Here is an 11,006-nt window from a genome sequence, read left to right on the forward strand (position 1 = left end):
GGGCGGCCTTCGGGCCGCCCTTTTCAGAACCGGCAACTGCTACCGACGCATGCCGTGTTCCTTCGATTGCATTGCTTCAATCGCCGCCGCGATTGCCAGCACCTTTCGATCTGCCCCCGGTAGCCCATCGATTTCCAGGCCTGCGGGTACTCCGCGAACACTCCGTGCCATTGGCAAACTCACGCCAGGGGCGCCAAAGAATGTCGCCGGCACCGTGTTGCGCATGGTCTTCCAGACAGACACTTCCTTGCCGTCAACGACGACACGCCCTTCTTCACCAAGTGCCGTTGCCGCAATCGGTGTCGTTGGAAAAATGATCGCGTCAAGTTTGTACTGCTCCAAATGCGCGCAGTATTGCTTGCGACACCGGGGGAGCGACACGGAAATCACATGCTCGTATCGTGCTGCCAGGTCCTTGGCGTCCGCACCACGCAAAGCCTCGTCGAATTCCTCACGAACGTATTGCCCGGCTATGCCGGCAACGAGCGACCGAACATCGACGGCAGCGCCAGAAACCGACAAGTACGCTTCCAGCGATCTTTCCAGCTCCCACGCACGGATTGGCTCCGAGATTTCGCCAAGCCAGCTTGAAACCTCCGGCATCTCTGCCTCAACCACCGTGACACCCCAAGAGACAAGCTGGTCAACGGTTTCCTCAAACGCCTGGGCGACGCCGCTTTCCAGGCCGGACAGGAAATACTTTCCGGGAAGGCCAAGCCGCAGGCTTCGAAGGTCGATGGCAGGCCGCTCACTCTGCTCACACAAAACGGCATCCAGAAGCAGCAGATCTTCTGCAGATCGCGCAAATGAACCAGGCACATCGCGCGTTGGAAACAAGGGCATGACACCGTCAGTCTTGTAGCGACCACTTGTGGGGCGAAAGCCGAAAACCCCGCAAAATGATGCCGGAATTCGCACCGAACCTGCCGTGTCCGTGCCAAGAGCAGCCGGAACCAGACCCGCGGCCACGGCAGCGGCAGAACCACTGCTGCTTCCCCCCGCTGAGCGAGAAGGATCGTGCGGGTTTCGAACGGGGCCAGTGTGATCGTTGTTGCTGGTGATGCCGAAGGCGAGCTCGTACATGTTTGTCTTGCCGAAGACCAATGCCCCGGCGTTTTCCAGTTTCGTGACCACCGATGCGGTCCTGTTGACCACGTGATCTTTCAGGCTTGGCGTTGCAGCAGTCGTCGCCATGCCGGCAACGTCGATGCAGTCCTTGATGGCAACGGGAATGCCATGCAGCGGCCCCAAAGGTCCACCGTTCGCCTGGTGCTCATCGGCCTTGCGCGCAGCGCTGCGGATGTTTTCCGGGGCAAACTGGGTGAAGGCATTCAGGTCAACGAACCGTTCTGATCTTTCAATCAACACCTCGACATAGTCTCGGCAGGACATTCTGCGGCCACGAAACATCTCCACTGCTTCAACAACTGTCAGCCGCCAAAAATCCATGTCGGTTTCACCCCAAGCATCGGAACCTTCGTATCATCGCTGGTTTGCAGCCCTTGTCACTTGCTGTTCTCAAAAATAATGAAGTTGGCCTACCCGGTTAGGCGGCAGCTTCAATCGCGTCTGTAACGCGCAAAATTTCCCTGACAAGCAACTCGAGGTCATCGCTTCGTGTGCGATGGTTGCAAATGGCGACGCGAAGGCTGTGACGACCCCTGACAGTGGTATCCGAGAGCGCTGCAATGCCTTCCTCCTGAAGGCGAAGCATGATTTCCGTATTCAGAGCTTTCAGCGAAGCTTCGTCCATTCCGCCCGGGTCGTACCGAAAATTCACGATATTGATCACGGTCGGGGCCATGAGCTGCAGCCGCGGTTCGTTTTCGATCCTTGCCGAGAGCTCTTTTGCCTGAGAGATGTTCTGATCGATCAGGCGTCCGAATTTTTCGACGCCGTTTTCCTTCAACGCCATCCAGATCTTCAGTGCTGCAAATCCCGCGGATGTGCCCATGTTGAGATCGTGCAGAAACGGCGCACCGGCGATCCCGCGAGGTTTCTCCTCCAGGTATTCCGGCGACAGGGTAAAGGCCTTTCGGTGAGCCTGGGCATCGCGCACCAGCGCGCACCCTGCAGTAAACGGAACATGCAGCCATTTGTGCGGATCGAGCGCCAATGAATCCGCGGTCTCCAGTCCGGCAACAAGCCCGCGGCTTTCCGGAGCAATCGCGATCAGGGCACCGATGCAGCCGTCGACATGAAACCAGAGCCCCTCGCGTTTGCACAAGGCACCGATTGCATTCAGGTCATCAATGGCGCCCGTGTTTACGGTGCCTGCAGTCGCGATCACGCAAGCAGGCTTCTTCCCGCCGGCACGATCGCCGGCTATCGCTTTTTCCAGTGCTGAAAGATCAATGTTTCCATCAGGTCCGGTTGCGACACGAACCAGCGCCTTGTTGCCAAGCCCCAAGGCTTCAAGCGACTTCTGGTGGCAAGAGTGGACCTGATCGGATGCGTAGAAACGCAACTGCGAGGGGATTGCCGCCACCCCTTCGCTTCGAACATCCACACCCGCCATCTGGTTGCGGGCAATGGTCAGGCCGATCATGTTCGCCATGGATCCACCGCTGACGATCGTACCACTTGCCCCTTCGGGAAACCCGACCATCTGCTTGAGCCAACCGACGACCTGTCTGTCGACGAGGGCAGCCGCCGTGTCGCCGCCACCAAGATTGGAACCGTCGATAGCAGCCAGGAAGTCCGCGAGTGCACCTGTAAAGCTGCCCGATCCCATGAACCACATCCAGAAGCGCGGATGCAGGTTTCCCATCGAGTAGGGAAGCAGGTCTTCCTTGAGTTCCTCCAGGACGTTGTCGAGCGACGTAGGTGCTTGGGGCGCGCCTCCGGTAAATCTGGCGCGCACCTCGGGCGGCAGCTGGCGCCAGAGTGGTCTGGAGCGAACGTTGCGGATATGCGCGAGCGAATACGCAAGCGCCTTTTGCGCCGTGGCTTCCATCCGGTCCCAATCATCGGGATCAAGCGTTTCCTCGGCCTTGCGGGATACGGCGCCTGCCTCGTTTATCATTACTGCTCTCCCTCGATTGGAACGAACGCACGGAATGCGAATTGCGACCGCGATGATCATCGGCCCAGCTGATGCCTGCGACTTTCAACGCGGGCGGTGCTGCTCGTTTGACCTTCCGCCTTTCGTGGCCTGGAAGCTTGGAGAGAACCTTCAGAAAAACTTTAGAACCCCCGATTTTTTGATAATCTCGAGGGATGCTATTCCGTTTTGACACTTTCGAACTGGATACGGATCGGGTTGAGTTGAGAAGATCCGACGGCACGGCTGTGCCTCTGGAACGGCAAGTCTACCAATTGCTTCTGTTGCTGGTTTCCAACGGCGATCGGTTGACGACACGTGACGAGATCGTCGAAAGCATATGGGATGGTCGGCCCATCTCCGACGCCGCGATCGACAGCCGCATCAGCGCCGTGCGTGCCGCCGTCGGTGATGCTGGGCGCGAACAACGGCTGGTGCGCACCGTTCACGGCAAAGGTTTTCGCTTTCTGGGACGTGTCACTTTCGGGCAGGCAGGTCCTGAGCGCACCGAGCGAGGCCCGCCCTCGATCGGCATCCTGCCGCTTCAGACCTACGAACCGGATCCGGACCTTCAGCTTCTGGCCGAAGCCTTGCCGCACGAACTCATCCTGCAGCTGTCGCGCTTGCGCTGGCTGACCGTCATTTCACGTGGCACGACATTTCGCTTCCGGTCCCTGCCGGAGGCAAAGGCGGAGACGATCGGCGCAGCCCTGGATGCCCGCTACCTTCTGTTCGGTCAGCTTGAAAGAGACGGTACACACTTTGCGGCTACGGTTCAGTTGCTCGATACGGACTGCGACACCGTCGTCTGGGCGGAACGGTACCTGCTTGCGAAAGATGATCTTCTTCATGCGCGGGCTGTCATTGCGAGTGCGATCACTGCGGAAATTGATCTCAGAATTCATACGCTCGAAGCTGCCCACGCCCAGAAAACGGGAACGGACCAGCTCGACGCCTGGTCGTCCTATCACCTTGGCCTGCAGCAGATGTACCGCTTCAACGCGAATGCCAATGCGGTTGCCGCAACGCATTTCCGCAGGGCCGTCGAACTCGACCCCAAGTTCGCCCGTGCGCATGCAGGCCTGTCGTTCACCCGGTTCCAGGACGCATTTGCACACTACGACGGCGACCGAGAGGCGGCCCTCACACAGGCCAAGACCCATGCGGCAAAAGCGATGGAAGCGGATTCCTTCGATCCGTTTTCGAATTATGTCTGGGGACGGACATTCTGGCTGGATGGTGAGCTGGATACCGGCATCGTGCACATCGAGCGTGCCGTATCCCTCAACCCGAATTACGCGCAAGGACACTATGCGCTCGGCTTTCTTCAGGGGTTGTCGGGAAACGCGGAAGAGGCGATTTCGCGCGGCCGTCTTTCCTACCGCCTGAGCCCTCTTGACCCGCTGGCCTACGGAACATTCGGCACGCAGGCCATGGGTTTCCTGCATCAGCACAGGCTTGCCGAGGCTGCCGAAATGGCCGAACGCAGTGCGCTGACACCGGGAGCCCACTACCTCGTCAGCATGATCGTCGTTTCATTTGCAACCCTGGCCGGACAAACCGAACGGGCCGAGCGTTGGGCGAAAGATGTACGGTCCCGACGTGCCGACGCGACCAGGCAAATGTTTCTGGAGGCTTTTCCCTTCAAGGACCCGCAATGGCGTGCCCGTATCGATGCCTCATTGGATGCGCATGGTTTTTAACCGCGTGTGAGACCGGTGACGGCAGCGTAAATTTGCCGCCGCCACCGGTCATTTCACCGGGTCTTACCAGGGCTGATTGGCCGGACCGACGGTGAATTCGTTGACCGTCGTGTCCTCCGGCAGCGACACTGCAAACTCGACGACCGCCGCGATCCGGTCGGCGGAGATGCCGTACTGGTCGTAAAGGGCCTGGAACGCTTCGGAACTGCCCTTGTCGCTGATCGTATTCAGAAGTTCGGTGTTGATTGCCGCCGGGTAGATGGTTGCCGTGCGGATGTTGGTGCCTTCCATGGCAGATTCCATCCGCAGGACTTCCATGAACGAGCGCACGAACCACTTGGTACCGCAATAGACCGCACCGCCAGGATAAGCCTTCAGACCAGCAACGGAAGAGGTCGCGATGACATGGCCGGACTTCTGTTCGGCAAAGGTGGGCATGACGGCTGCAACACCGTTCAGCACGCCCTTGACGTTGACGTCTACCATCTGCTCCCACTCGTTCGTCTTGAGTGCGGAAATCGGCGAGGACGGCATGAGCCCCGCATTCAGGAAAATGACGTCGAGTTTTCCGTAAGTGTCCTTCGCCAGTTTGACGATAGCCTCGTTTTCAGCCGGCACGGTGACGTCCAGCGCCTGATAGATGGCTTCGCCGCCAGCAGCCTTGATCTCGTTCGCGATGGTTTCCAGCTTGTCGGTGCGCCGTGCACCCAGCACGATCTTCGCCCCCTTGCTGGCCAGCAGCTTTGCGGTTGCTTCGCCGATGCCGGAGGAGGCTCCGGTAATGATGACGACTTTTCCCTTGATGTTGTCGGACATGATAGTCTCCTTGGGTTCTGAGTGTTCTTGTTCAGGCAGAGGAATGGCCCGGTTCACCGGGTCCAGACAGATCCGTTCTGCCGAAGCGAAAGCGTTTTCGAAGGTGTCGAAAATGAAGACACCTGCAGTCAGGCAATCCCGACGGGTGGACAGCCCGTTCCAGAATTTGCCGATCTTTGGCCGTATCAGTCGGCCGCTTCGATGCGGACCGAAAGCGGTCCATCACCCAGAAGGGCATCGATCGACCCGTCGAATACGCCGAGCCTCACGAGGCCCCGGGAATTCTGAAACGGCTTGTAGAAGATCGCGATGTTTCCCCAGGGCGCGTAGTGCGTGATGTCGCCCTTTCGCGGCGTGTAGCTTGCCGGGGCTTCGGAGATATCGAGCTTGCGTGGCAGGTCCGCGACCTTTTCTGTCCCGTGATAGTCGGTCAGGGTCAGGTCGAGTGGCAACTGGGCCGCGAAGTCCCTGCCGGCGAGCGTATCGTCAAGCGTCGCCGGAAGCACAACGTCTTCTACGATCACCTTGATGCGGATCATGCGAGCCTCGTTCGATGGTTCGGTTGCGTTTCCGGAAGCCCCCGCCCCGGCGCAAAACAGTGTCATTGCCAAGGAGAGCAATCTTGACCTGAAAGCGGGCATAGCGGGGTTCCTCCGTTCTGTTGCTTCCAATCTAGGCGTCAGACCGACAAGGATTAAGCCCCCTCCAGGTACTGCCTCTCATGAGCAGCACTCATTAATCCGCACCCAGGTCACACCGGAAGGAGTGGAGCTCGTGAACAGACGGACAGCTCCACCGGGTTCATGAGTGATCCTCATGACTGCTTCCGACAGAGCCACCATTATCCACGCGTGCGTCTTGCCTACGTTCTTGAGGAAGGCCGAAAGGCCGCCTCACGACTGATGGAGACGACCTGAGATGAAACGCACCCTTGCAACGCTCGCACTCGTTCTTGCGGCTCCGGCTGCATTTGCACAATCCATGGAAATAACCCGCTCCGAAACCCTGGCGGGCCAATTGGGAAGCGGCGACTATTTTACCGGTACAGCCTATGTCGCCCCTGTTTTCCCGCCCGTCATGAACGATGTCAGCGCCGGTCACGTCACGTTTCTGCCCGGAGCCCGCTCCGCCTGGCACACGCATCCTGCGGGCCAGATGCTGGTCGTGACATCGGGGACCGGCTGGGTGCAGGAGCGCGGTCAGGAAAAGCAGATCATGCAGGCAGGTGATGTGGTCTGGTGCCCGCCTGATGTCGAGCATTGGCACGGCGCGACCGACACCACGTCCGTTTCCCATTACGCAATTCAGGCGACGGTTGACGGGTCCGCCGTTGCCTGGGGCGATCATGTGACGGACGAAGAATATGGCCAGTAAGCTTGCCGTCCACTTTTGTGGCGTCTTGTTTGCGATGCTGGCACCGGTGTCCGCCTCTGCAGCGGACACCGTGCTGAACGGCCTCGACTATCCCTGGGATATCGAAGCCCATGGCGGCAAGATCTATGTGACAGAGAAGAGCGGAACAGTCGGCATTCTTGCCGAAGGTTCCTTCACGCGCCTTCCCGTCGAGACCAGTCAGCCGATCCTGGATGACCGCGGCGGCGGCCTGCTTGGTCTTGCCATCAGCCCGGACTTCCCGGACACCGGCCGCATCGTGCTCTACCAGCACTACGGCACCCCGGACGCCCGGATGAACCGTGTCATCGAGGCCGAGCGTCTCGGGGATCGATGGAAAGAGACACGTGTTCTTATCGACGCCATTCCGGGCCACCCGCTTTACAACGGCGGACGCGTGGCCTTCGGTCCCGACGGCATGCTTTATGTCACCACCGGCTGGACCGAAAACCGGGAGCGTCCGCAAGACCTCGGCAGCCTTGCCGGGAAGATATTGCGTGTGACGCCGGACGGCGAAATCCCTTCGGACAATCCGTTCGCGGGTTCACCGGTCTGGTCGCTCGGCCATCGCAATCCCCAGGGCCTTGCCTGGGACGCCTCCGGGCAGCTCTTCGCAGCCGAGCACGGCCAGTCCGGCCATGACGAGGTGAACCGGATTGAGCGGGGCGGCAACTACGGCTGGCCGCTGATCCAGGGCGATGAAACCCGCGACGGCCTGCTCGCACCGCTGGCGCATTCGGGCCAGAGCACCTGGGCGCCTTCCGGCCTGACCTCGGACGGTGACCGGCTGCTTCTTGCGGGCTTGAGAGTGAACGGCATTCTGGAAGTGAGCACCGATGGCCGGGTATCCGAAGCCTACCAGGCCGGAGAACGTATCCGGGACGTGCTTGTGTCGGATAGCGTGATCTATGCAATCACCACAAACCGGTCTCCCCGGCGGGAAGGGGCTTCTGAAGACAGGCTGATCCGGCTGGATCCCTGATTGCATAATCGATGGACCTCATGAGCCCGGCACATATATGTGGGAGAGACAGTGATGATTCTGGATGATCAGAACGGGACCTCCCACATGCTCCGAGAAAATATCAATGATCTCATCGCGCTTGCGGCTGTTGCGGAGGAACGCAGTTTCACGCGGGCCGCAGCGCGGTTGAACGTGTCTCAGTCCGCCCTGAGCCACACGATCAAGGGACTGGAGCAACGCCTGGGCCTGAGGCTTTTGACGCGGACGACCCGCTCCGTCGCTCCCACGATCGAAGGCGAAGACCTTCTGGCTACCCTGACACCGTGCCTCGAAAAGATCGAAGCCCGGCTTCAGGCACTCAACGATGCACGTGACCAGCCCACCGGAACAGTGAGGATCGTCGCCACGGAATACGCCATAGAAAGCCTCCTCTGGCCAAAGCTGTCTCCGGTTCTCAAGGCCCATCCGCTGGTCAATGTCGAATTCGTCATGGACTACGGCTACACGGACCTTGCCGATTCCCAATGTGACGCAGGTGTGCGGTATGGCGAACAGGTCAGCGAGGGCATGATCTCGATGCGTATCGGTCCGGACGAGCGCATGGTCTGTGTCGGATCACCCGACTATCTGGACAGGGTTGGCGAGCCGGAAACACCCCAGGATCTCGCGGACCATAGTTGCATCAACCTGCGGCTTTCCACCCATGGCGCACTCTATGCCTGGGAGTTCGAAGACAAGGACGGCAACGAAATCCGGGTGAAGGTAAAGGGACAAGCCTGCTTCAATACGATCAACCCGGTCATGCGTGCGGCCGTGGACGGTCATGGACTGGCACTGGTTCCCGAAAGGCTGGCGCAGGAACATCTTGCGGCCGGAACCTTGCGCACATGTCTTTATGACTTCAGCCCGTCGTTTCCCGGTTTTCACCTTTATTACCCCAGCCGGCAAAAGCCCTCGTTCGCCTTCCAGGTCGTCCTGGATGCCCTGCGGGATCGTGGTTGAGCCCACTCATGAGGTGACGTCATGAGTGGCTTGAAAGACCCGGTTATTAAGATACGTTTTTTGCGCTCCAGATTAGCAGGGTAATTGCCCACTTGCCGAAAGGGAGCTCCCGATGAAATCCATTCTCACCGCAGCCGGTCTGGCGTTGATGGCCACGACTGCAGCCGCTCAGGACGCGGCAGGAACCTTGCCTGCAGCCGTTGGCCGCGTTGCCCCGGCACTTGAAGCCTATGCGAAGGACGATCTATTCGGTGCGGAATGGAACGGGGCAGGCCTTTCCAAGAGAGACCGGGCACTGGTCACCTTTGCCGCCCTCATGACGCGGCACGAAACCGGAAATCTTGCAAGCCATGTATCGTTGGCTCTCGATTCAGGCGTTACCCCGGCAGAGATCTCCGAAACCATCACCCACCTCGCCTTCTATACAGGCTGGGGCAATGCCACCGCGGCCGCCGAAGCAGCCGCGCCGGTGTTTGAGGAAAGGGAGATCACCATTGAAGACCTGCCGGCCTCCGACCCGGACCTGCTGCCGCTCAACGAAGAGGCCGAAGCTGCCCGTGAAAACCTCGTACGCGGCAACTATGCGGATGTGAGCATGGGTGTCGTGGACAACACGCGTGAGCTGCTGTTCCGCGACCTCTGGCTGCGTCCCGACCTCGCGCCCCGCGACCGGAGCCTCGTGACGGTGGCCGCCTTGATTGCAGCCGGTCAGCCCGAACAGATGACATTTCACCTCAACCGCGCAATGGACAATGGCCTGACACAGGAAGAAGCCGGTGCCATGCTTTCTCACCTGGCATTCTATGCCGGTTGGCCGAAGGTGTTTTCGGCATTGCCGGTTGCCAAGGCCGTGTTCGAAAAACGCGCGCAGTAACCGGTACCCGCCGGAGCCGGCCTTGCCGCATGAAAGATCGGAACTGAGACATGAAGATAGGCATTCTGGGGTCAGGTCTGATGGGCGCCAAGCTCGGACAGCTCTGGGCGCGTTGCGGCCATGATGTGACCTTCGCCTATTCCCGCAGCCGCTCGAAGCTCGAGCGTCTCGCCCAGGCGGCAGGCGCCTCGTACGGGTCGGTGGCGGATGCGGTCGAGAATTCGGACGCGCTGCTGCTGGCCGTACACTGGTCGCGGGTGAACGACGTCCTCGCGCAAGCCGGGGATCTATCCGGAGCCGTGGTCCTGAACTGCTGCGTGCCCCTTGATCCGACGAACACGGATCTGGTGGTCGGTATCCAGTCGTCCGGAGCCGAAGAGCTGGCCGCCATGCGCCCGCAGGCCCGCTGGGTTTCCTGTTTCAACACGGTTCCCTCCGAGGCTTTCATGCCGGTTTTTTCGCAAAAGGAACGGACACCAAGGCCGCAAGTCCTGGTTTATGGGGACGATGCCGGTGCGAAGGAAGTCGCCGGTCTCCTGATCCGGGATATCGGTTTCGATCCTCTTGAAGCCGGCCCACTTCGCACGGCCCGCTTCGCGGAGCCCTTTGCCATGGTCACCGCCGAGTTGGCTTACAGCCAACCCGGTGGGCCTGCCTTAACCTACCGTTTTGAAAAGCTGCGCGGCTGACCGCGCAACAAGCAACAGGGAGTTGAAAATGAAAATCATCCGTTCCGGGACTGCTTCGTCCGTCAAGGGGCCCGACGACTGGTTCACTGGCACTGTGCGCATCGACCCGCTTTTCCAGGCCGAAGAACCCGGTCGGACCGGCGGTGCCCATGTCACCTTCGAGCCCGGCGCACGCACGGCCTGGCACACCCATCCGGCCGGACAGACGCTGATCGTGACCTTCGGCCGTGGCCGGGTTCAGCGCGAAGGCGGCCCCGTGGAAGAGATTTCCCAGGGTGACGTCGTCTGGTTTCCCGCAGGAGAAAAGCATTGGCACGGTGCCGCACCCGACACAGCCATGAGCCACATCGCCATTCAGGAAAGCATCGACGGCTCCCCCGTCACCTGGATGGAGAAGGTCTCGGACGAAGATTACACCGGCTGACCAACCGCCAGCCGGGCCCAAAGGCCCGGCTGCCATGCCTCGGAGAATGTCCGTTTTCCGACACCTGCGACTGACGTCCCCCGTGCTGTTCACCAACGG

General features: G+C 60.1%; 11 protein-coding genes. 7 read left to right on the forward strand and 4 right to left on the reverse strand.

Annotation, left to right across the window (positions count from 1 at the left end):
• Positions 1–39 precede the first annotated feature (39 nt).
• Positions 40–1,449 carry an amidase family protein gene (locus HCG46_RS13810; protein ID WP_168686520.1) on the reverse strand — a complete coding sequence of 470 codons (1,410 nt, stop codon included), beginning with the start codon at positions 1,447–1,449 and terminating at the stop codon, positions 40–42.
• Positions 1,450–1,546: 97 nt separating this feature from the next.
• Entirely contained in the window at positions 1,547–3,025 is a 1,479-nt protein-coding gene (locus HCG46_RS13815; RefSeq protein ID WP_168686521.1) for a pyridoxal-dependent decarboxylase, read from the reverse strand.
• A 242-nt stretch (positions 3,026–3,267) separates the two neighbouring features.
• Here HCG46_RS13815 and HCG46_RS13820 point away from each other — a divergent pair, with 242 nt between their 5' ends.
• On the forward strand, positions 3,268–4,746 hold the full coding sequence (locus tag HCG46_RS13820) for a winged helix-turn-helix domain-containing protein (RefSeq protein WP_168686522.1): 1,479 nt from the start codon (positions 3,268–3,270) through the stop codon (positions 4,744–4,746).
• Between the two features lie 63 nt (positions 4,747–4,809).
• Here the strand turns inward: HCG46_RS13820 and HCG46_RS13825 are convergent, their stop codons facing one another.
• Both HCG46_RS13825 and HCG46_RS13830 read right to left on the reverse strand, forming a co-directional pair.
• Positions 4,810–5,562 carry an SDR family oxidoreductase gene (locus tag HCG46_RS13825; RefSeq protein ID WP_031268692.1) on the reverse strand — a complete coding sequence of 251 codons (753 nt, stop codon included), beginning with the start codon at positions 5,560–5,562 and terminating at the stop codon, positions 4,810–4,812.
• A 185-nt stretch (positions 5,563–5,747) separates the two neighbouring features.
• Positions 5,748–6,101, reverse strand: a complete 354-nt coding sequence (locus HCG46_RS13830; RefSeq protein ID WP_205838493.1) for a cyclophilin-like fold protein — start codon at positions 6,099–6,101, stop codon at positions 5,748–5,750.
• 379 nt (positions 6,102–6,480) lie between these two features.
• On the opposite strand from HCG46_RS13830, the gene HCG46_RS13835 reads away from it, so the two are divergent.
• The 6 genes from HCG46_RS13835 to HCG46_RS13860 all read left to right on the forward strand — a co-directional run bounded on the left by HCG46_RS13835 (position 6,481) and on the right by HCG46_RS13860 (position 10,907).
• Positions 6,481–6,936, forward strand: coding sequence for a cupin domain-containing protein (locus HCG46_RS13835; protein ID WP_062490854.1), 456 nt, complete (start codon positions 6,481–6,483; stop codon positions 6,934–6,936).
• Positions 6,926–7,936, forward strand: coding sequence for a PQQ-dependent sugar dehydrogenase (locus tag HCG46_RS13840; RefSeq protein ID WP_168686523.1), 1,011 nt, complete (start codon positions 6,926–6,928; stop codon positions 7,934–7,936). The genes HCG46_RS13835 and HCG46_RS13840 overlap by 11 nt, the downstream gene beginning before the upstream one ends.
• An 87-nt stretch (positions 7,937–8,023) precedes the next feature.
• Entirely contained in the window at positions 8,024–8,920 is an 897-nt protein-coding gene (locus tag HCG46_RS13845; protein WP_075281755.1) for a LysR family transcriptional regulator, read from the forward strand.
• A 112-nt stretch (positions 8,921–9,032) separates the two neighbouring features.
• A complete protein-coding gene (locus HCG46_RS13850; protein WP_022999073.1) occupies positions 9,033–9,794 on the forward strand; it encodes a carboxymuconolactone decarboxylase family protein in 762 nt (253 codons plus the stop codon).
• A 50-nt stretch (positions 9,795–9,844) separates the two neighbouring features.
• Entirely contained in the window at positions 9,845–10,483 is a 639-nt protein-coding gene (locus tag HCG46_RS13855; RefSeq protein ID WP_055657113.1) for an NAD(P)-binding domain-containing protein, read from the forward strand.
• A gap of 28 nt (positions 10,484–10,511) precedes the next feature.
• Positions 10,512–10,907, forward strand: coding sequence for a cupin domain-containing protein (locus tag HCG46_RS13860; protein WP_022999075.1), 396 nt, complete (start codon positions 10,512–10,514; stop codon positions 10,905–10,907).
• Positions 10,908–11,006 lie beyond the last annotated feature (99 nt).

It is taken from the genome of Labrenzia sp. PO1 (genome assembly GCF_012273635.1).
Classification (GTDB): Bacteria; Pseudomonadota; Alphaproteobacteria; order Rhizobiales; family Stappiaceae; genus Roseibium; species Roseibium algicola.

What these genes read in the sequence shown, in the direction of transcription:
- HCG46_RS13830 (WP_205838493.1), bottom strand. Translation starts at nt 6,101, where the DNA reads ATGATCCGCATCAAGGTGATCGTAGAAGACGTTGTGCTTCCGGCGACG.
- HCG46_RS13860 (WP_022999075.1), top strand. Translation starts at nt 10,512, where the DNA reads ATGAAAATCATCCGTTCCGGGACTGCTTCGTCCGTCAAGGGGCCCGAC.
- HCG46_RS13835 (WP_062490854.1), top strand. Translation starts at nt 6,481, where the DNA reads ATGAAACGCACCCTTGCAACGCTCGCACTCGTTCTTGCGGCTCCGGCT.
- HCG46_RS13825 (WP_031268692.1), bottom strand. Translation starts at nt 5,562, where the DNA reads ATGTCCGACAACATCAAGGGAAAAGTCGTCATCATTACCGGAGCCTCC.
- HCG46_RS13850 (WP_022999073.1), top strand. Translation starts at nt 9,033, where the DNA reads ATGAAATCCATTCTCACCGCAGCCGGTCTGGCGTTGATGGCCACGACT.
- HCG46_RS13810 (WP_168686520.1), bottom strand. Translation starts at nt 1,449, where the DNA reads ATGGATTTTTGGCGGCTGACAGTTGTTGAAGCAGTGGAGATGTTTCGT.
- HCG46_RS13840 (WP_168686523.1), top strand. Translation starts at nt 6,926, where the DNA reads ATGGCCAGTAAGCTTGCCGTCCACTTTTGTGGCGTCTTGTTTGCGATG.
- HCG46_RS13855 (WP_055657113.1), top strand. Translation starts at nt 9,845, where the DNA reads ATGAAGATAGGCATTCTGGGGTCAGGTCTGATGGGCGCCAAGCTCGGA.
- HCG46_RS13815 (WP_168686521.1), bottom strand. Translation starts at nt 3,025, where the DNA reads ATGATAAACGAGGCAGGCGCCGTATCCCGCAAGGCCGAGGAAACGCTT.
- HCG46_RS13845 (WP_075281755.1), top strand. Translation starts at nt 8,024, where the DNA reads ATGCTCCGAGAAAATATCAATGATCTCATCGCGCTTGCGGCTGTTGCG.